The organism is Streptomyces sp. NPDC047117, from assembly GCF_040643545.1.
Classification (GTDB): Bacteria; Actinomycetota; Actinomycetes; order Streptomycetales; family Streptomycetaceae; genus Streptomyces.
This window is the reverse complement of sequence record NZ_JBEYUN010000040.1, coordinates 1-20,494: the sequence shown is the minus strand read 5'-3', so window position 1 is coordinate 20,494 and position 20,494 is coordinate 1. Positions and strand designations below refer to the sequence as shown.

Here is a 20,494-nt window from a genome sequence, read left to right as displayed (position 1 = left end):
AGTGGGCGGCGGTCGCAGAGCCGGCACCGGCGGCGAACTGCCACCAGAACTGCGCTGCCTCCTGGCGGTCAGCGGTGCACTCGCTGCGGGGCCCCGGCCGTCGGCGCGCTCGTCGGCTGCGCCGACCTCGTCACTTCTTGCGGCGTCGGCCGCCCTTCTGGGCCTTGCGGCGCTCGGCGCGCGTCATGCCGTCCGACTCCGAGCGGGTCTCGCCCGCGGGCACGGCGTCGGTGGTGAAGTCGCCCTCGACGACCCCGCCCTCGCCGTCCACCGTCGGCGCGGAGAAGTGCATGCGCTCCGGTCGCTGCGGCGCCTCCAGCCCCTTGGCGTGGATCTCCGGCCGGGCCCCGGCCTGCGCCGGCACCGTGTCCTGCACGTCCTTGTCCAGCGAGGTCCGCTCCGCGGAGTTCGCCACCGGGACCTCCTCGACCTGCTGCTCGACCTGGACCTCCAGGTTGAACAGGTAGCCGACGGACTCCTCCTTGATGCCCTCCATCATGGCGGTGAACATGTCGAAGCCCTCGCGCTGGTACTCCACCAGCGGGTCCTTCTGGGCCATCGCCCGCAGGCCGATGCCCTCCTGGAGGTAGTCCATCTCGTAGAGGTGCTCGCGCCACTTGCGGTCCAGGACGGACAGCACCACGCGGCGCTCCAGCTCACGCATGATCTCCGAGCCGAGCTGCTCCTCGCGGGCCGCGTACTGCTCGTGGATGTCGTCCTTGACCGCCTCGGCGATGAACTCGGCGGTGATCCCGGCGCGGTCGCCGACCTCGTCCTCCAGCTCCTCCACGGTCACCTTGACCGGGTAGAGCTGCTTGAACGCGCCCCACAGCCGGTCCAGGTCCCACTCCTCGGCGAAGCCCTCGACCGTCTCCGCCTGGATGTAGGCGTCGATGGTGTCGTCCATGAAGTGCTTGATCTGCTCCTGGAGGTCCTCGCCCTCCAGGACGCGGCGGCGCTCGCCGTAGATGACCTCGCGCTGGCGGTTGAGCACCTCGTCGTACTTCAGGACGTTCTTCCGCGTCTCGAAGTTCTGCTGCTCGACCTGCGACTGCGCGGAGGCGATGGCGCGGGTGACCATCTTGTTCTCGATCGGCACATCGTCCGGCACGTTGGCCATGGCCATCACGCGCTCGACCATCTGGGCCTTGAAGAGGCGCATCAGGTCGTCGCCGAGGGAGAGGTAGAACCGGGACTCGCCGGGGTCGCCCTGACGGCCGGAACGACCGCGCAGCTGGTTGTCGATACGGCGCGACTCGTGCCGCTCCGTACCGAGAACGTAGAGCCCGCCGAGGTCCTTGACCTCCTCGAACTCCGCCCTGACCGCGGCCTCGGCCTTCTCCAGGGCGGCGGGCAGCGCGGCCGCCCACTCCTCGGCGTGCTCGACCGGGTCCAGGCCCATGCCGCGCAGCTCGGTCTCCGCCATGTCGTCGGGGTTGCCGCCGAGCTTGATGTCCGTACCGCGGCCGGCCATGTTCGTCGCGACCGTGACGGCGCCCTTGCGGCCGGCCTGGGCGACGATCGAGGCCTCCCGGTCGTGCTGCTTGGCGTTGAGCACCTCGTGCGCCACGCCGCGCTTGTTCAGCTGCTGCGAGAGGTACTCGGACTTCTCGACCGAGGTGGTGCCGACCAGGATCGGCTGGCCCTGCTCGTGCTTCTCGGCGATGTCGTCGACGACCGCGGCGAACTTCGCGACCTCGGTGCGGTAGATCAGGTCCGCCTGGTCCTTGCGGACCATCGGCTTGTTCGTCGGGATCGGGACGACGCCGAGCTTGTAGATCTGGTGGAACTCGGCCGCCTCGGTCATGGCCGTACCGGTCATGCCGGAGAGCTTGTCGTAGAGGCGGAAGAAGTTCTGGAGGGTGATCGTGGCGAGGGTCTGGTTCTCGTCCTTGATCTCCACCCCTTCCTTCGCCTCGATCGCCTGGTGCATGCCCTCGTTGTAGCGGCGGCCGGCGAGGATACGGCCGGTGTGCTCGTCGACGATCATGACCTCGCCGTCGATGACGACGTAGTCCTTGTCCTTCTTGAACAGTTCCTTCGCCTTGATGGCGTTGTTCAGATAACCGACGAGCGGGGTGTTGACCGACTCGTACAGGTTGTCGATGCCCAGCCAGTCCTCGACCTTGCTGACACCGGACTCGTGGATGCCGACCGTGCGCTTCTTCTCGTCGACGTCGTAGTCACCGGTCTCGTCGACGCCGCGCTGCGGGTTGGCCGCCTCGCCCTTCTTCAGGCGCTTGACCAGCTTGGCGAAGTCGCCGTACCACTTCGTCGCGGAGTCCGCGGGGCCGGAGATGATCAGCGGCGTACGGGCCTCGTCGACCAGGATGGAGTCGACCTCGTCGACGATCGCGAAGTTGTGTCCGCGCTGGACCAACTCGTCCTGCGACCAGGCCATGTTGTCGCGGAGGTAGTCGAAGCCGAACTCGTTGTTCGTGCCGTAGGTGATGTCGCAGCCGTACTGCTCGCGGCGCTGCGCCGGCGTCATGTTCGCCAGGATGCAACCCACCGAGAGACCCAGGAACTTGTGGACCCGGCCCATCATCTCGGAGTCGCGCTCGGCCAGGTAGTCGTTGACCGTGATGAGGTGGACGCCCTTGCCGGACAGCGCGTTCAGATACGCGGGCAGGGTGCCGACCAGGGTCTTGCCCTCACCGGTCTTCATCTCGGCGACGTACCCGAGGTGCAGCGCGGCGCCGCCCATCAGCTGGACGTCGTAGTGGCGCTGGCCGAGCACCCGCTTGGCGGCCTCGCGGACGGTCGCGAACGCCTCGGGGAGCAGGTCGTCCAGGCTCTCGCCGTCGGCGTACCGCTCCTTGTACTCGTCGGTGAGGGCGCGGAGCTCGGCGTCGGAGAGTTTGACGAAGTCCTCTTCGATGGAGTTGACCTGGCCCGCGATGCGGTGCAGTTTGCGCAGGATCTTGCCTTCGCCTGCACGCATGATCTTCGTCAAGACGGACACTTGGGCTGGTCTCCTCGCCGGTCGGGCCTGTGCACGGTCGGTGCGCGGGCGCGGCATTTTTCCAAGGGGCAGGCCCCGCCGCAACGGCCATCGTAAGGGAGGACCCCACTCAGCAGGGAGGTCCGTCGCCCGAAGGCCCCTGTCCCTTCTCCACAACGTTCCACGACTCGCTACGACACTGTCGGTCACCTCTCTCCGGTCCTCTCGCTACGACAACGCGCGAGGCCCGCAGAAGGTGCCGGTACGCGGCCGGAACACGTTCCGGTTCGCGCGCCGGGCGAAAGCGGGTCCGGCGTGCCGCGGTGCCGGCGTCCTGCCTGAGTACGACGGTTCCGGGCGCGCCCCGGGGCGCAGCGTAATTCCTTCGCCCCGGCCTCGGCCAATACGCACACTGACGGGATGGAACCCGTCATCCTCACCACCGAACGGCTCGTCCTGCGCCCCTTCCGCCCCGCCGACGCCGCGGCCGTGCACGCCGCGTGTCAGGACCCCGACATCCCGCGCTGGACGACGGTCCCCTCCCCGTACACCCGCGCGCACGCGGAGGACTTCGTGGGCCCCTTCACCGCCCGCGGCTGGCGCGAGGACACCACGTACACGTTCGCCGTGACGCTCAAGGAGGACGGCCGCCCGGCGGGCGACGGAGCGCTGGTGGGCTCGGCGGGCCTGGTACGGATGTCCCTCCTGGCGCCGCCCGACCGCCAGGCCGAGCTCGGGTACTGGTCGGTGAAGGAGCACCGCGGCCGCGGGTACACCGTCGAGGCCGCCCGCGCGATCGTGCGCTGGGCGTTCACCGACCTCGGCGTGGAGCGCATGGAGTGGCACGCCGAGGCGGGCAACGAAGCGTCGCGGGCCGTCGCCATGAAGACCGGTTTCCGCATGGAGGGCACGATGCGCGCGAAGGTCCCCCGCCAGGGCACCCGCCGGGACGCCTGGACCGCCTCCCTCCTCCCCTCCGACCTGGGTCTTCCCTCGGAGACGCCGTACCTGCCGTACGGCGGACGGGCAGGCTGAGCCGCACGTACCGGGAACTGGTGATCGATTCTGCGGGCCGTTGTCAGTACCCGGTCCTAGTCTGATCGGCATGACAGCCGTGCCTGCCGTGCAGCCCGTGACCAGCCTGTCCGCCGACGAAGCGCGCCGTCTCGCGCTCCGCGCCCAGGGATTCCTGGGCGCGCCCGACCGGCGCGCGGGGGTGCGGGGCGTCCTGCGCCGCCTGGGCGCCGTGCAGCTCGACACGATCTCCGTGCTGGCCCGCTCCCATGAGCTGATCCCGTACGCCCGCCTCGGCGCGGTCGGCCGCGCCGCCGTGGAGTCGGCGTACTGGACCCCGCGCCCGGAGACGGACGGCGCCGCCCCGCCGTCCGGTGCCGCGTACGCCCCGCACAGCTTCGAGTACTGGTCGCACGCCGCCTGCATCCTGCCCGTCGAGGAGTGGCCGCACTTCGCGTTCCGCCGCCGGGCCATGCGGGCGCGCGGCCACCGCTGGCACGTCATGAAGGACTCCGAGCGCTCGTGCGCCGCCGTCCTGGACCGGCTGAAGGCCGACGGCCCGCTCACCACCACCCAGCTGGGCGGCGGCCGGAACGGCGGCGAGTGGTGGGACTGGTCCGAGACGAAGATCGCGGTGGAGTGGCTCCTCGACACCGGCGAGGTGGTGTGCACGGAGCGCCGCGGCTGGAAGCGGGTGTACGACCTCGCCGAGCGCGCCGTCCCCGACGACCTGCTGCACGACGACCTGGACGACACCGAGTGCGTCCGCCGCCTCGTCGCGCAGGCCGGGGCCGCGCTGGGCGTGGCCACCCGCGCGGACCTGGCGGACTACCACCGCCTCAAGGGCGAGCAGGTCGGCGCGGTCATCGAGGCGACGGGGCTGGTGCCCGTCGAGGTCGAGGGCTGGTCCAAGCCCGCCTGGGCGGACCCGGCCGCGCTGGCCGAGCCGCCGCGCGGCCGGCACCGCACGACGCTGCTCTCGCCGTTCGACTCGCTGATCTGGGACCGGCCGCGTACGGAGCGGATCTTCGGCTTCACGCACCGGCTGGAGGCATACGTCCCCAGGCCCAAGCGGATACACGGTTACTTCGCGATGCCGCTGCTGGCCGGCGGCAAGCTGGTCGGCCGGGTGGACCCGGCCCGCGAGGGGACGACGCTCGTGGCCCGTCAGGTCTCGATGCAGGGGCCCAAGGCCGTTCGCCCCATGGCGCAGGCCCTGCGGGAAGCCGCCGCCTGGGTCGACTGCGACGATGTCCGCGTCGAACGCTGCGACGACCCGGCCCTGCTCGCCGCCCTGAACGCCGAGCTGTCCGGCTGACGCGCCGCGGGCGGGCCGGTGGCCGCCGGCTCGCCCGCTAGCGGATCTCCAGGATCTTCTCGCGCATCGCGTAGACCACCGCTTCCATCCGGGAGTGCAGCTGCAGCTTCTCCAGGATGTTGCGCACGTGGTTCTTCACGGTGTTCTCGGAGATGAAGAGCTCCTTGGCGATGTCGCGGTTGTTCATCCCCGTGGCGACGAGCTTCAGCACCTCCAGCTCGCGGTCGGTGAGCCGCGGCGCGGGGACGAGCCGTCGCTCGTCCGTCCGCTGGATCATCGACTTGAACTCGGTGAGCAGCTTGGACGCCATCGAAGGGCTGATCTGCGACTGGCCGTCCGCGACCGCGCGGATCGCCGTGGCGACCTCGTCGGTGGAGATCTCCTTGAGGAGGTAACCCGTGGCCCCCGCCTTGATCGCGTCGTAGAGGTCGGCCTCCTCGTCGCTGATCGTCAGCATGATGATCTTCGCGCTGGGGGCCACTTCCTTGATGGAGGTGCACGCCTCGATACCGCCCCGCCGCGGCATCCGGACGTCCATCAGCACGATGTCCGGCAGCAGGTCGGCGGCCTTGTCCACGGCCTCGGCGCCGTCCCCGGCCTCGCCGACGACCTGGATGTCCTCTTCCTGGGCCAGCACGATTTCCAGCCCGCGCCGGAAGAGCGCGTGGTCGTCCACCACCAGGACTCTGATCGGCTCCTTGCGGGGCGCGGTCACGCCCGAGCCGACACCATCGGCCATGCCGATGCGGTCATCGTCCGCTTCATTGCGCACAGGCCCGAAGCTGTCCCCCATCGTTCCTCCCCGTCAACTACTCGGCCCGGAAGGCCTGAGTTTGGTCATAAGGCTGGTTGACAACAGCCCGCTACGGCCAGCCCGATCAGCGCCATACACAAACCGTCTCTCCGGCATGTCGCACTTCGTGTCCCAACACCCTGGCCGCACAGACACTATACGGCCTCAACTCCTGCTCACAGCGGCCACAATGGCGCCCCCGGCGCACGCCGGGGGCGCCTCGTCGGTGGGCTCAGCCGCCGAGCGCCCCGCCGGCTTCGGTGGGCGATCCGTCCGCGAACGGATCGGAGTTCAGGCGGATGACGCCGTAGTCGTACGCGTGCCTCCGGTAGACCACGCTCGGCTGCTTGGTGTCGGCATCGACGAAGAGGTAGAAGTCGTGACCGACCAACTCCATCTCATAGAGCGCCTGATCGAGGGTCATGGGGGCCGCGGAGTGGGTCTTCTCGCGGACGACCAGGGGGCCTTCGCCCTGGACCTCCAGCGACCCGATCCGGGTGGTCGGCACCTTCTCCTCGTCGGAGGATTCCTGGGCGGCCAGTTCGCCGTTGGTGTTGAGCCGCGCCGCGTCCGGGACGCTCACGGCCACGTCACTGGCCGGGATGCGTCCGCTGCCGCGCCGCGAGTGACGCTTGTCGTGCTGCTTACGGAGTCGCGCCTCGAGCTTGGCCGTGGCCAGATCGAGCGCGGCGTACGGGTCGGCGGCGGCTGCCTCGGCCCGGACCACCGGGCCACGGGACCGGAGAGTGATCTCCACCCGGTCGGAACGGTCGGCCTGCCGCGGGTTGGGCTCCTTGGACACCTCGACGTCGAGGCTGATCACCTTGCCGTCGAGCTTCTGGACCTTGTCCAGCTTCAGCTTCTCGGCCACGTGCTTCCGGAACCGCTCGGGCACCTCGGTCTTGCGGCCCTTGACGACGATGTCCACGCAGAACTCCGTTCCCGGATCACTCCGCCCTGTGCGAGCGAGGTGATGCCTTCTTGCACCAGGCTCCGACAAGTGCCGAAGCCTCGGACTTGGCGACTTTCACCTCCTTCTCCCCCACGTACCAGGACTCCACTCCAGCCGTTTTCAGCATCTCTGCCGGCGCCAGGAACCGCACCTATCCGGCATTCGAGGCAAAGCGTCCTCCAAGTCCTCACAACCGAACATAGCTCGCTTGGCGGGTTGTCGGCACCCCCTCCTGGGGGGTAGCTCCGTTTGAGTGATTTTTTGCCCTCAGTACCTGCAACGATGAATTTTCCCGGTCAGTTCCAGTTGATTTCGAAAGCGCCGGGCGACGCCGCCACGACGGCCGCTCCCGCCACTCTCCCTCCCGCCTCTCGGACCGCCCGCGCCGCCTCGGCCAGCGACGCTCCGGTGGTCATCAGGTCGTCCACCAGCACCACAGGTCCGCCGCGCAGCAGCCGCCCGCCGCCGGCCACCACCTCCAGGGCCCCGGCGAGATTCTGCTGTCGCTGCCGCGCTCCGAGCCCGGCTTGATCGATCACCGTCCGCCGCTGCCGCAGGGCGGCCAGCACGCGCGCCCCGGTCCCGCCGCGCCGCAGTTCCCGCGCCGCCGCCAGCGCGATTCTCCGTACCGGGTCGTGGCCCCGCCCGGCCACCGCGCGCGGAGCGGACGGCACGGGTATCAGCAGCAGCGGCCCACGGCCCGGCCGCAGACCCCGCACGGCCCCCGCCAGCGCCCCGCCCAGCGGCACGGCCAGGGCCAGCGCGCCCCGCTCCTTGTGCGCCAGCAGGACGGCCCGCACCGCGTCGGCGTACGCGGCCGCCGCATACACCCTCGGCAGCCCCGGCGGCGCGGGACTGGGCCGCACCCGCCGCGGCCCACGCCGTCTCCCGGCCGCCTGTCCGCCCCCGGCGTACAGCGACCGCACGCATTCCTCGCACAGCTCCGTCCGCGGCCTGCCGCACCCTGCGCAGCCGACCGGCAGAACCAGCCCGGCGAACTCCCGCCACAACCCCCGCATACCTCTACTGTCCCGCCCTCGCCGCCGCCTCACCACCCCTGTGGATAAGTTCACGGGCCGGGCGGCCACGGAAGGCCGCGCGGGCGGCTCATGGACGTATCGCGGGCAGCTCGTAGGCGGTTTCACCTGCGGAAAGGCCCTGCCCCGCCCGTCCGGAAATCGGGCCGGGACGGACGGAGGACGGGCGAAGGGGGATCGACGGAGGACGGGCGGAGGACGCCGTTCACCCCGGGTAGACCGGAGCCGTACCTCGCGTCGCCACGGTCTTCCAGTTCGCGTCCAGCGGCAGTCGGACGATGCCCTCGTCGGCATCCGCGATCAGCGGCCGGCTCTCGTCCTCCGAGGCCGCGACCGACTCGACGCCGTTCACGCCGGGGAGCGTCTGCGTGTTGGACGCCGAACCGTCCGTCTCCATGAACTGCATCTGCTGCACCCCGCCGGACTGCCGGCCGACCACGACCAGCCGGCTGTCGCCCGCCCAGGAGGCGGCCACCACGTCCTCCAGCTGCGGCGCTATCGGGCGCAGCGCCTCGACGGACAGCTTGGGGTTCATCGCCGTGCCGCCGCGTTCGACGCGGCCCAGCTGCAGGGTCGTCCGGCCCTTGTCCTCGATGAGCATGGCGATCCGGATGCCGTCCGACGCCACCCTGATCGCCTTGATGCGCCGCTTGCCGAGCCCCGGTACGGCGACCTCCTGCGGCTCGCCCTTGCCCGACCGGAGCCTCAGCAGCCGCGATCCGTCGTCGTCCCGGTCGGCGATCCACAGGTCGCCGAGGCCGTCCCAGCTCGGCGCGGTCAGCCCGTCCGCCTCGTTCTTCGCCTTGCTGCGCAGCCGTACCTCGGCCCGGTCGGCCTTCTCGTCCAGGTCGGCGACGTACAGCGCGCGGCCGTTGAGCGAGACGCCCGCCGCGGTCGTCTCCCCGTGCGCGACGCCGACGGAGCGCAGCGCGATCTTCCCCGTACCCAGCGGCCCCGGCACCGGCGTCGCGTCGGTCACGGAGTCCGTCATGCTGACCACCCGGTGGTCACCGTCGATGTAGTACTCCAGCGCCGTGTGCCGCGCCCTGGCCTGCTGCGCGTACCCGTCCACCGCGTCCTGCTGCTTCAGGCTGCACAGCGATTCGCCGTGGTCGTCCTGGAGCTCCACCTCGCTGACCTTCGAAGCGCGCGCCATGCCCTGCACCGTGAAGAGCACCTGGGCGGCCATCCGCCGGCACTGGCCGGCCTCGACGCCGTCGGCCTGCTTGTTGAGCCGCACCCGCAGCGCGTTGGAGTCGTCCAGCGTGAGGGTGGGGCGGGTGACGCGCGTGCCCTCCGGGAACGCGGAAGTCGCCACCTTGTCCAGCCAGTTGGTCGGCCCCTGCAACAGGGCGTTCACGCTGGCCGTGACGGGGTCTATCCGCTGCCGCAGGTACACGGGGTCGGCGACGAGCACGTTCTTGCCCGCCCGCGGCTCCCCTGCCTCGGACTTGTACGCCGCGAAGTAGTACTTGTTGACGGGCTGATAGATGCGCTGGAAGTCCGGCAGGCCGAGCACGAGGCCGTTCGGCAGTCGGTCGATGCGCCACTGCCCGTTCTCCCGGGTCAGGTGCATCGTGTCCTTGTACGCCTTCTCCTGGGGCGTATAGGCGTGCTTGCGGTCCACCGTGGCCACCTGCGCGCCCTCGAGCGAGACGGTGTAGCCCTTGGCGTCTTCCCGGTTGGACGGGCTGCCCTCCGGGGTGGCCTTGGGCCGCTCCTGGAGCACCTTCGTGGTCGCGAACGGCTGCCACGCCTTACGGGCCGGCGTGGCCAGGTACTGCTTGGCGGTGCGGAGGTTGGCCTCGTCGCTGGTCAGCGCGTCGAGGAAGCCGCGCACGATGTCGGTCGGCTGCGCACCGTCCTGCGGCGGCACGCCGTAGACCCGTACCTGAGAGTCGGCGTCCGCGCGCGAGGCCTGGTCGACCGGCAGCGATTCGCCCTCGTCCGGCATCGACGCGCACCCGGCCAGCAGCATCGCCCCGGCGGCGAGCACCGCGACCGTACGGGGCCGTGTCCCGCGCAGCCGTCCGCCGCGCCGCGTTCCGCCGCGCTTCTGATCAGCGCCGGTCACGAGGCTCGCCCTCCTGTTCCCTGACCGCCGTTCCCGCCTGGCCCCTGGCCGCCGTTCCCACCGGTTCCCCGGCCGTTCCCGTTCTCGTCCGTACGGGAGCGGGCGTCCGTGGAGGAGGCACGGGAGTCGGTGCGCACGGGCGTCTCCGTACGCACGCGGCCCTCGGTCGCCCCGCCCGAGCCGGCACCCCGAGGCTCCGCCCCCTGGGGCGCGTCCCCGTCGTGCGGCGCTCCGCCGTCACCCGCTCCGTTGCGCGCGCCGGCCCCGTTGTGCGCGGCGCTCTCCTGAGGCGCGCTCCCGTTGCCCACGGCCCCGCTTCCGTTGCTTGCGGCTCCGTTCCCGCCGTTGCTTGCGGGTCCGCTCCCGCCCTTGTCCGCGGCTCCATTCCCGCCGGCGGAGTGCGTGCCAGGGTGTGTGCCGTGCCTCTCGGCGCCGTTCCCGGCCTGGGCCGGGAGCGTGAGCGCGGGCTTGCGTGCCTCGATGGCGCGGTGCCCGGCCGCACGGCTGCGGGCGCAGTTGCGCCGCGAGTCCTCCGGCTCCAGCGGGATCGGCGAACCGCGCAGCGCCTCACCGGCCGTACGCGGCAGGGTCAGCCGGAACTGCGAGCCACCGCCCGGCTCGCCCCACGCCTGGAGCCAGCCGCCGTGCAGCCGCGCGTCCTCGACCGCGATCGACAGGCCGAGGCCCGTGCCGCCGGTCGTGCGCGCCCGGGCCGGGTCCGCGCGCCAGAACCGGTTGAAGACCCGCGTCGCCTCGCCGGGCCGCAGCCCGACGCCGTAGTCCCGTACCGCGACGGCCACCGCGCCGCCGCTCCGCCCGCCGGCCGAGGCCAGGCGGACGACGATGTCCCGGCCCTCGCCGTGCTCCACGGCGTTGACCACGAGGTTGCGCAGCACGCGCTCCGCGCGCCGGGCGTCCGCCTCGGCGACCACCGGGTACTCGGCGCCGCGCACGATGATGCGGCTGCCCTTGGCCTCGGCCAGCGGCTCGGCGCCCTCGATGACGCGGTGGACGACGTCCCTCAGGTCGATCGGCTCGGCCTCCAGCGCGGCGGCGCCCGCGTCGAACCGGCTGATCTCCAGCAGGTCCGCCAGCAGCGACTCGAACCGGTCCAGCTGGCCGCGCAGCAGCTCCGCCGAGCGCGCGGTGGCCGGGTCGAAGTCGTCGCGCGCGTCGTGGATGAGGTCCGCGGCCATGCGTACGGTCGTCAGCGGCGTCCGCAGCTCGTGCGACACGTCGGACACGAAGCGGCGCTGCATCCGGGAGAGCGCCTCCAGCTGCTGGATCTTGCTCTGGAGGTTCTGCGCCATCTTGTTGAACGATTCGCCCAGCCGTGCGATGTCGTCCTCGCCGGTGACCTTCATCCGCTCTTGCAGCAGCCCGGCGGCCAGCCGCTCGGAGATCCCCGCGGCCATCCGTACCGGGGTGACGACCTGCCGTACGACCAGCCAGGCGATGGCGCCGAGCAGCACCACCACGAAGACGCCGGCGGTGGCGAGGGTGCCCTTGACCAGGCTGAGCGACTTCTCCTCCTGGCTGAAGGAGAACAGGTAGTAGAGCTGGTACGGGTTGCTGTTGACGTCGTCCAGGCGCTTGCCGATCACCAGCGCCGGCTCGCCCTCGTCCGACCCCACCCGCTTGATCTGGGTGTACTCGCGGTACGTGCCCGCCTGCTTGTCCAGCTTCCGCCGCATCTCGGCGGGCACGCTGCGCTCCGGGTCCACGTCGCCCGAAGCGCGCGGCCCCCGGATGCCGGGACTGTCGTCCACGAAGGGCTGCTCGACGGCGGAGTCCGAACTCAGCGCGACCACCGAGAACACGCCCTGCCCGCCACTGGCGAGCTGCTCGACCAGGCTGGTGAGCCAGGTCGCGGAGTCCTGCGCGCCGCGGTTCCCGGTCCGCTGGGCGTCGTCCCCGCGGGTGTCGCCGGCGCCGTCGGCCATCTGCTGCGCCACGGCGAAGCCGCCGGCGGCCTGGCTCTGCGCGGCCTGCCGCTTGGCGTCCAGCAGACCATTCCGCACCTGCCCGATGACCACGAGGCCGAGCAGCAGCACCACGCCGAGCGACATCAGCAGGGTCGTCGCGACGACCCGCAGCTGGATGTTGCGCCGCCACAGGCGCATCGCGGGCAGCAGCGGCCTGCGTACCCAGCGGCCGATGAGGCGCAGCACGGGGTGGACGGGCCCGGCACCGGGCCCGTCCGGCAGCAGCTGCTGCCCGCCTCGTACGAAGCGCTCCAGGAAGGACATGTCGTCCGCCGTGTCAGCGGCCCGCCCCCGCGTCCCCTCCGGAGCCGAACCGTCCCGGGGCATGTCAGCTGGGTCCGGCCTTGTAGCCGACGCCGCGCACCGTCACCACGATCTCCGGCCGCTCCGGGTCCTTCTCGACCTTCGAGCGGAGTCGCTGGACGTGGACGTTGACCAGCCGGGTGTCCGCGGCGTGGCGGTACCCCCAGACCTGCTCCAGCAGCACCTCACGGGTGAAGACCTGCCACGGCTTGCGCGCCAGCGCCACCAGCAGGTCGAACTCCAGCGGCGTCAGCGCTATCGACTGCCCGTCCCGCTTCACGGAGTGCCCCGCCACGTCGATGACCAGGTCACCGATGGCCAGCTGCTCCGGCGCGGGCTCCTCGGACCGCCGCAGGCGCGCCCGGATCCGGGCCACCAGCTCCTTGGGCTTGAACGGCTTGACGATGTAGTCGTCCGCTCCCGACTCCAGCCCGACCACCACATCGACGGTGTCGCTCTTGGCGGTGAGCATCACGATCGGCACACCGGACTCGGCGCGGATCAGCCGGCACACCTCGATGCCGTCCCGTCCGGGCAGCATCAGGTCGAGCAGTACGAGGTCGGGCTTGGCCTCGCGGAACGCGGCGAGCGCCTTGTCGCCGTCCGACACGAACGACGGTTCAAAGCCTTCGCCGCGCAGCACGATGCCGAGCATCTCTGCCAGTGCGGTGTCGTCGTCGACGACCAGGACGCGTCCCTTCATTCGGCCATCATCCCATTACCTGATCGTGACTTACCGAATCGTGACGTGGAACACACCTCCGTGAGGGCGTCCCGGGTGACCGGCGACACCACCCCCGCCTCGGTCACGATCGCGGTCACCAGCTCCGCGGGGGTGACGTCGAAGGCCGGGTTGTAGGCCTGGGCGCCCGGTGGCGTGACCGCGAGCGCGACGCCCGCCTCGGCGCCCGTGACGGGTACATGCGGCAGCGAGATATCGGTCACTTCGTACCCTGCTCGCTGCTCGACCTCGATCAACGCACCCTCCTCGGTCTCCGGATCCAGCGTCGTGGTGGGGGCTACCACCACGAACGGCACGTGGTGGTAGCGCGCCAGAACGGCCAGCGGATAGCTGCCCACCTTGTTGGCGACCGCGCCGTCCGCCGCGATCCGGTCCGCGCCGATCAGTACGGCGTCCACCTCGCCCGCCGCGAAGAGCGACCCCGCCGCCCCGTCGGGCAGCACTGTGTAGGCCATGCCCGCCCGCGCCGCTTCGTACGCGGTGAGCCGCGCACCTTGCAGCAGCGGCCTGGTCTCGTCCACCCACAGGCGTCGCAGCTCTCCCGCCCGGTGCGCCGCCAGCGCCACGGCGAAGGCGGTGCCCTCGCCCCCGGAGACCAGCGCGCCGGTGTTGCAATGCGTGAGGATGCGGTGACTGCCGCCCGGCAGCAGCTCGCCGAGCAGCTCCAGCCCGTGCTCCGCCATCCGCGCGCTGGCCCGCGCGTCCTCGGCGTGCACGGCCCGGGCCTCGGCCAGAGCGGCCGCCGCGGCCTTCTCGCCCGTGCTCCCGGCGGCCAGTGCCTCCTCGTACGCCGCCACCGCACGCCGCACCCCGTACGCGAGGTTGACGGCGGTCGGCCGGGCGTACGACAGGGTCGCGGCGGCCTCGGCCACGTCGAACCCGCGGGCCGCCGCCAGGGCGACGCCGTACGCCCCGGCGATGCCCAGCAGCGGAGCGCCGCGCACGGCCAGCGTCCGGATCGCCTGGACCAGAGCCGGCACGTCCGTGCAGACCAACTCCGTCTCCTCGGCGGGCAATCGTGTCTGATCCAGCAGGACCACCACCGGTCCTTCGGGCGGCTCCTCCCAACGCAACGCGGGGATCGCGGGTGCCTCGGCACGCGCCTGGGGTACTCCGTACGGATCGGCCATCCGCTCAGTCTGCCGTCAGCGGCGGGGCAAGCAGAAGGTCTCCCCGCATGTCCTGGACAACTGTCGCGGGAACCGGAACATCTCGGCCCGGCACCGGAACAGCTCCTCGTGACAAGGGGGCCGGTACGAAACCGGACTTGCCATGGCACGATGACTGGCACCGCGGATCCCGGAACCCGACCGCCGCCGCGGACGGGCAGTGAGAAGGAGCGACGATGAACAACTCTCCGGGCTGGGCCTCGCCCGGATCCCCCTCCGACGAGCCGGACCGCGGCCCTCAGGAGCAGCCCGCACCGCCCGAGCAGTCCCCGGACCCGCAGCCCGCCGACGCACCCGCCCCCGAGAACGGCGCGGCGGATCAGCAGCCGTCCGCCCAGTGGGCCAAGGAGCAGCCGCCGGCCGGACAGTGGTCCGCGCCCGGCGGTGACGCACCGGCCGGTGGCACGCCGGGCGCCGGCGGCCATGGCGGATCCGCGCCGAACGACGGCGGCTCCGGCTGGAACCCACCGGGCGGCCCCGGACCGCAGGGCGGCCCCGGCGGTCAGCCCGGCTGGGGCGGGCAACCCGGCTGGGGCGGCCAGCCCGGACCCGGCGGCCCCCAGTGGGGCGGCGGCCGGCCCGGCTGGGGCGGCGCCTGGTCCCCGCCGCCTCCGGCGGCCAAGCCCGGCGTCATCCCGCTGCGTCCGCTCGGCATCAACGAGATCCTGGACGGCGCGGTGGCCACCATGCGGGCGCACTGGCGGACCATGATGGGCATCTCGCTCGTCGTCGCCGTGATCACGCAGGCCGCCGCCACGGTCGTGTCGGGCGTGTGGTTCCAGCGTGCCGACAGCCTGACTCTCGGGAACGACCCGAACGCGGACCTCGACAAGGTCATGCGCGAGGCCGGCGGCCAGCTCGCCGCCAGCGGCATCACCTGGTTCATCGCCATGCTCGGCACCGTGATCGTCACCGCGCTGATCACCATGGTCGTCAGCCGTGCCGTCCTGGGCCGCCCGGTCTCGATCGGCGAGGCCTGGCAGGACTCGCGTCGCCAACTCCCCCGTCTCTTCGGCCTGCTCATCCTCCTTCCGCTGCTGATCCTCGCCATCATGACGGTGTGCCTGGTCCCGGGCATCGTCATCGCCGCGGCGGGCGCCGAGCCGGCCGGCCTGGGTCTCGCACTGCTGGGCGGCCTCGCCGCCCTGGTGCTCGGGGTCTGGCTGTGGATCCGCTACTGCCTCGCCGCGCCGGCCCTGATGCTGGAGAAGCAGGGCGTCATCACGTCCATGCGCCGCTCCGCCAAGCTCGTACGCGGCGCCTGGTGGCGGGTGCTCGGCATCCAGCTGCTCACCGTACTGATCGTGGTGATCGTGGAGTTCATCGTCCAGATCCCGGCCACCGTCATCGGCATGCTGCTCGGCGGGGACAGCGCGGCGGACTGGATGAACGGCAGCGCCGGCACCGGCTGGACGTTCCTGATCGTGGTCGGCATCGGCGCAGTGATCAGCTCCACCGTCACCTTCCCGATCAGCGCCGGCGTCACCGCGCTCCTGTACATGGACCAGCGGATCCGCCGCGAGGCGCTCGACCTCGAACTGGCGCGCGCTGCCGGCCTTCCCGGCTACGACGCCGACGCGTCCCCCGCCGCCGGTCCCACGCCCGGGAGCTGATGCGGTGACGGCCGGGGGGAGAGTCGCCGTGCTCGCGCAACACCTCGCGGGCACCGGCGACGAGGGGCCCATACGGACGCCGCGCGTCCCCGCCCGGGAAGCGGCGGAACGCGAACTGTCCAAGCCGCGGTACCACGAGTACGACCCCAACCCGCTCCAGCGCGCCCTGAACTGGCTCTGGCAGCGCGTCGACGACCTCTTCAACGCGGCTGCCGGGGCCACCCCCGGCGGCTGGGTCGGCCTGCTCGTCATCGCCCTGGTCGTCCTGTTGCTGGTCGTCGCCCTCCGGCTGCGGCTCGGCGCCCTGCGCCGCACTCCCACCACCGGCGCCGCGCTCTTCACCGACCGGCCGCGCACCGCCGCCGAACACCGCACGGCCGCGGAAGCCCACGCCGCCCGCAACGACTGGACCCCCGCCGTACAGGAACGGATGCGGGGCCTCGTCCTCGCCCTGGAGGAACGCGCGCTGCTCACGCCGGCCCCGGGGCGTACCGCCGACGAGGCGGCCACCGAATCCGGCCGCGTCTTCCCCGCCCACGCCGACCGGCTGCGCGCGGCCGCCCGGACCTTCGACGCCGTCACATACGGCCGACGGCCCGCCACCGCCGAGGAATACGCCCTGCTCAGCACCCTGGACACGGACCTGAGCAACGACAGGCCACAGCTCACCACCGTCCAGCCCGGGGCCGCCGGATGACCACCGCCCCCGCGTACTCCACCTCCGTCTCCCCCACCGCCGCCAGGATCTGGTCCCGCGCCCGGGGCCTGCTTATCGCGCTCCTCGTCCTCGCCCTCGGCGGCATCACCATCGCGGCACTGAAGTCCGACGAACAGCACGGGCGCCTCGATCCGCGCTCCGCCGACCGCACCGGCAGCCGCGCGCTCGCCACCCTGCTGTCCGAACGGGGCGTCAGCACCCGTGTCGTGACCAGCACCCGTGAAGCCGCCGACGCGGCAGGCCCGGACACCACCCTCCTGGTCACCGAACCGAACCTGCTGACCGGCCGCCAGCTCGCCACCCTGCGTACGGCCACCGGGCGCGCCGCCGGCCGCACCGTCCTCCTCGCCCCCGACCAGCCGGCGCTCGACTCCCTGGCCCCCGGTGTCCGGACCGCCGAGCCCACCGACGTCACCGTGCGCCCGCCCGGCTGCTCTCTGCCCGCCGCCCGCCGGGCCGGCGACGCCGACCTCGGCGGGACCCGCTTCATCGGCGCCGCCCCCGGCACCGACCGCTGCTACTCCGTCAACGGCCTGCCCACCCTGCTGCGCCTGCCGGGCAGTTCGGCCGACGGCAACGGGCCGACGGGCGGCGCCCGGGCGTCCGCCGACGACACCGTCCTGCTCGGCGCCCCCGATCTGCTCTACAACCACCGCCTCGACGAACGGGGCAACGCCTCGCTCGCCCTGCAACTCCTCGGTTCGCACCGTCATCTGGTCTGGTACCTCCCCTCCGTCAGCGATCCCGCATCTGCCCCGGGCGGCGAGCGCTCCTTCCTCGACCTCGTCCCCGCCGGCTGGCGCTGGGGCCTGCTGCAACTGGCCCTCGCCGCCGTACTCACCGCACTCTGGCGGGCCCGCCGCCTCGGCCCCCTCGTCCCCGAGCGGCTGCCGGTCACCGTGCCCGCCGCCGAGACGACCGAGGGCCGCGCCCGCCTCTACCAACAGGCCGGCGCCCGCGACCAGGCCGCCACCGTCCTGCGCTCGGCCACCCGCGCCCGGCTGGCCCCCCTCGTCGGTGTGCCTCCCCTCCACATCGACAGTGCCGACGTCCTCGTACCGGCCGTCGCCGCCCACCTCAGCGCGGACGGCACCTCCTCCGGAGCCCTGCAGGCCCTGCTCTTCGGCCCCGCGCCGGCGGACGACAAGGCCCTGGTCCAGCTGGCCGACCGACTCGACGACCTCGAACGCTCGATCCTTCATCAAGAGAGGCACGCACCTCGTGAGCACCCCGACAGCTGACAGCGCCCGAGCTTCCCTGGAAGCCCTGCGCACCGAGATCGCCAAAGCCGTCGTCGGCCAGGACCCCGCCGTCACCGGCCTGGTCGTCGCCCTGCTCTGCCGAGGCCACGTCCTGCTCGAAGGCGTGCCCGGCGTCGCCAAGACCCTGCTCGTACGCTCCCTCTCGGCCGCGCTCGACCTGGGCACGAAGCGCGTCCAGTTCACCCCCGACCTGATGCCGAGCGACGTCACCGGCTCACTCGTCTACGACGCGCGCACCGCGGAGTTCTCGTTCCAGCCGGGCCCCGTCTTCACGAACATCCTGCTCGCGGACGAGATCAACCGGACGCCTCCCAAGACGCAGGCGTCCCTACTCGAAGCCATGGAGGAGCGCCAGGTGACCGTGGACGGAACGCCGCGGCCCCTGCCCGAGCCGTTCCTGGTCGCCGCGACCCAGAACCCGGTGGAGTACGAGGGCACCTATCCGCTGCCCGAGGCGCAGCTCGACCGCTTCCTGCTCAAGCTCACGGTCCCGCTGCCCGCCCGTCAGGACGAGATCGGCATCCTCACCCGGCACGCCGAGGGCTTCAGCCCACGCGACCTCGACTCCGCCGGGCTACGCCCCGTCGCCGGCGCCGCCGACCTCGAAGCCGCCCGGGCAGCCGTCGCCAAGACGTCCGTCTCCCCCGACATCGCCGCTTACATCGTCGATATCTGCCGTGCCACGCGTGAATCCCCCTCGCTCGCCCTCGGGGTCTCCCCCCGAGGCGCCACCGCACTGCTCTCCACGGCACGCGCCTGGGCCTGGCTGACCGGCCGCGACTACGTCACCCCCGACGACGTCAAGGCCCTGGCCCTCCCCACACTGCGCCACCGCGTCCAGCTCCGCCCCGAAGCGGAGATGGAAGGAGTCACGTCCGACTCCGTCATCTCCGCGGTCCTCTCCCACCTTCCCGTCCCCCGCTGAGCCACGCCATGGCCCTTACCGGACGCACCGCGCTCCTCGCGGCTCTTGGCGCACTCGTCGTCGGTCTGCTGCTCCCCGGCTGGACGGGCATCCTCGCCGTCCAACTCACCTTGCTTGCAGCAATTTTGTGCGACCTGTCACTCGCCGCGCCAGTGCGAAAGCTGCAGTTCACCCGTACCGGTGACACGTCAGTTCGACTGGGTGACGCTGTCCCCACACACCTCACTGTCACCAACCCCACCGGCCGACCCTTGCGTGCCGACCTCCGCGACGCCTGGCCGCCCAGCGCCTTCCACCCCGGTACCGAATTCGCCGCCTCCCGGCACCGACTCCGGGTCCCCGCGGCCGAGCGCCGCCGCGTCACCACAGCCCTGCACCCCACCCGCCGCGGCGAACACCACGCCGTACGCGTCACCGTCCGCTCGTACGGACCACTCGGCCTCGCCGCCCGCCAGGGCAGCCACCACGTCCCCTGGGCGGTCCGAGCCCTGCCGCCGTTCACCAGCCGCAAGCACCTCCCCGCCAAGCTCGCCCGACTGCGCGAGCTCGACGGCCGCACCAGCATCCTCACCCGCGGCGAGGGCACGGAGTTCGACAGCCTGCGCGACTACACGCCCGGCGACGACACCCGCTCCATCGACTGGCGGGCCACCGCACGGCAGCAGACCGTCGCCGTACGCACCTGGCGTCCCGAACGGGACCGCCACATCCTTCTCGCCCTGGAGACCGGCCGCACCTCGGCCGGCCGCGTCGGCGACATCCCCCGCCTCGACGCCGCCATGGACGCCGCCCTGCTCCTCGCCGCGCTCGCCTCACGCGCCGGCGACCGCGTCGACCTGCTCGCCTACGACCGCCGCGTACGCGCCGCCGTCCACGGCCGCACGGCCCGCGACGTGCTGCCCGCGCTGACCGACGCCATGACGCCTCTGGAGCCCGAACTCGTCGAGGCCGACGCCCGGGGCCTCGCCGCGGCCATCCGCCGCAGTGCGCCCCGCCGCTCCCTCATCGTGCTCTTCACCGGCCTCGACGCGGCTCCGGTCGAGGAGGGCCTGCTCCCCGTACTTCCGGGACTCACCCGGAACAACGAGGTCATCGTGGCCGCCGTGGCCGACCCGCGCATCGAATCGCTGGCCCGCTCCCGCCACACCCCGGCCGATGTGTACGCCGCGGCCGCCGCCGAACGTACCCGCGCCGAGCGCCACCGCACCGCTGACCGCCTCCGCGGCCACGGCGTCACCGTCGTCGACACGACGCCCACCCGCCTGGCCCCCGAACTCGCCGACGCATACCTCGCCCTCAAGGCCTCCAGACGGCTCTGAGGGCGCCTGCGGCAGCTGGGAGGGGAATGCGGCGCTCGGGCCCACTGGGTCCGGGAAGTCTCGCTCGGCTTCTCTCTCTTGAATGGCTCAGGTCTCTCCTGAATGGCTCGGGCGAGTGCCCAGGAGGTTCACGCGCGTGCCGCACGCCGCTCTCAGCCGGCGTACGAGGCTTGCGACGTACCCGTACCGAAAGGACGTGCAGGGAAAAGCGTCCGGCGGAACCGGCCCCGGAACGCAGAAAAGCCCCGCACCATACGGTGCGGGGCTTTCCCTCAAAGTTTGTTCGGCGGCGTCCTACTCTCCCACAGGGTCCCCCCTGCAGTACC

General features: G+C 72.0%; 15 protein-coding genes. 7 read left to right on the top strand and 8 right to left on the bottom strand.

The window, feature by feature from the left end:
* Positions 1-130: 130 nt before the first annotated feature.
* Positions 131-2,965 carry a preprotein translocase subunit SecA gene (secA, locus tag ABZ840_RS37370; RefSeq protein ID WP_361568446.1) on the bottom strand — a complete coding sequence of 945 codons (2,835 nt, stop codon included), beginning with the start codon at positions 2,963-2,965 and terminating at the stop codon, positions 131-133.
* Between the two features lie 399 nt (positions 2,966-3,364).
* On the opposite strand from secA, the gene ABZ840_RS37365 reads away from it, so the two are divergent.
* Both ABZ840_RS37365 and ABZ840_RS37360 read left to right on the top strand, forming a co-directional pair.
* The gene (locus ABZ840_RS37365) at positions 3,365-3,979 is read left to right on the top strand and encodes a GNAT family N-acetyltransferase (RefSeq protein WP_361568444.1); all 615 of its coding nucleotides are present in this window, start codon (positions 3,365-3,367) and stop codon (positions 3,977-3,979) included.
* 70 nt (positions 3,980-4,049) lie between these two features.
* Positions 4,050-5,276, top strand: a complete 1,227-nt coding sequence (locus tag ABZ840_RS37360) for a crosslink repair DNA glycosylase YcaQ family protein (protein WP_361568442.1) — start codon at positions 4,050-4,052, stop codon at positions 5,274-5,276.
* Positions 5,277-5,313: 37 nt separating this feature from the next.
* Here the strand turns inward: ABZ840_RS37360 and ABZ840_RS37355 are convergent, their stop codons facing one another.
* From ABZ840_RS37355 to mtnA, 7 genes are all read right to left on the bottom strand, one after another.
* Positions 5,314-6,069 carry a response regulator transcription factor gene (locus ABZ840_RS37355; protein WP_361568439.1) on the bottom strand — a complete coding sequence of 252 codons (756 nt, stop codon included), beginning with the start codon at positions 6,067-6,069 and terminating at the stop codon, positions 5,314-5,316.
* A gap of 232 nt (positions 6,070-6,301) precedes the next feature.
* Positions 6,302-6,997 (bottom strand): ribosome-associated translation inhibitor RaiA, encoded by a 696-nt coding sequence (raiA, locus tag ABZ840_RS37350; RefSeq protein WP_361568436.1) that lies wholly within the window; start codon positions 6,995-6,997, stop codon positions 6,302-6,304.
* 320 nt (positions 6,998-7,317) lie between these two features.
* Entirely contained in the window at positions 7,318-8,040 is a 723-nt protein-coding gene (locus ABZ840_RS37345; RefSeq protein WP_361568433.1) for a phosphoribosyltransferase family protein, read from the bottom strand.
* 223 nt (positions 8,041-8,263) lie between these two features.
* Positions 8,264-10,036 (bottom strand): LpqB family beta-propeller domain-containing protein, encoded by a 1,773-nt coding sequence (locus ABZ840_RS37340; RefSeq protein ID WP_361568452.1) that lies wholly within the window; start codon positions 10,034-10,036, stop codon positions 8,264-8,266.
* A 92-nt stretch (positions 10,037-10,128) separates the two neighbouring features.
* A complete protein-coding gene (mtrB, locus tag ABZ840_RS37335) occupies positions 10,129-12,381 on the bottom strand; it encodes an MtrAB system histidine kinase MtrB (RefSeq protein WP_361568449.1) in 2,253 nt (750 codons plus the stop codon).
* Positions 12,382-12,445: 64 nt separating this feature from the next.
* On the bottom strand, positions 12,446-13,123 hold the full coding sequence (gene mtrA / locus ABZ840_RS37330) for a two-component system response regulator MtrA (RefSeq protein ID WP_030250475.1): 678 nt from the start codon (positions 13,121-13,123) through the stop codon (positions 12,446-12,448).
* Entirely contained in the window at positions 13,120-14,292 is a 1,173-nt protein-coding gene (mtnA, locus tag ABZ840_RS37325; protein WP_361568430.1) for an S-methyl-5-thioribose-1-phosphate isomerase, read from the bottom strand. The genes mtrA and mtnA overlap by 4 nt, the downstream gene beginning before the upstream one ends.
* A 215-nt stretch (positions 14,293-14,507) precedes the next feature.
* Here mtnA and ABZ840_RS37320 point away from each other — a divergent pair, with 215 nt between their 5' ends.
* Genes ABZ840_RS37320 through ABZ840_RS37300 form a run of 5 tightly spaced genes read left to right on the top strand, consistent with a single transcriptional unit; the run spans position 14,508 to position 20,168 of the window.
* On the top strand, positions 14,508-15,944 hold the full coding sequence (locus ABZ840_RS37320) for a hypothetical protein (RefSeq protein WP_361568427.1): 1,437 nt from the start codon (positions 14,508-14,510) through the stop codon (positions 15,942-15,944).
* A 28-nt stretch (positions 15,945-15,972) separates the two neighbouring features.
* Positions 15,973-16,641, top strand: a complete 669-nt coding sequence (locus ABZ840_RS37315; RefSeq protein ID WP_361568424.1) for a DUF4129 domain-containing protein — start codon at positions 15,973-15,975, stop codon at positions 16,639-16,641.
* Positions 16,638-17,903 (top strand): DUF4350 domain-containing protein, encoded by a 1,266-nt coding sequence (locus ABZ840_RS37310; protein ID WP_361568422.1) that lies wholly within the window; start codon positions 16,638-16,640, stop codon positions 17,901-17,903. The genes ABZ840_RS37315 and ABZ840_RS37310 overlap by 4 nt, the downstream gene beginning before the upstream one ends.
* Positions 17,884-18,849 (top strand): MoxR family ATPase, encoded by a 966-nt coding sequence (locus ABZ840_RS37305; protein ID WP_361568419.1) that lies wholly within the window; start codon positions 17,884-17,886, stop codon positions 18,847-18,849. Before ABZ840_RS37310 ends, ABZ840_RS37305 begins: the two co-directional genes overlap by 20 nt.
* An 8-nt stretch (positions 18,850-18,857) precedes the next feature.
* The gene (locus ABZ840_RS37300) at positions 18,858-20,168 is read left to right on the top strand and encodes a DUF58 domain-containing protein (protein WP_361568417.1); all 1,311 of its coding nucleotides are present in this window, start codon (positions 18,858-18,860) and stop codon (positions 20,166-20,168) included.
* The last annotated feature ends 326 nt before the right edge of the window (positions 20,169-20,494 follow it).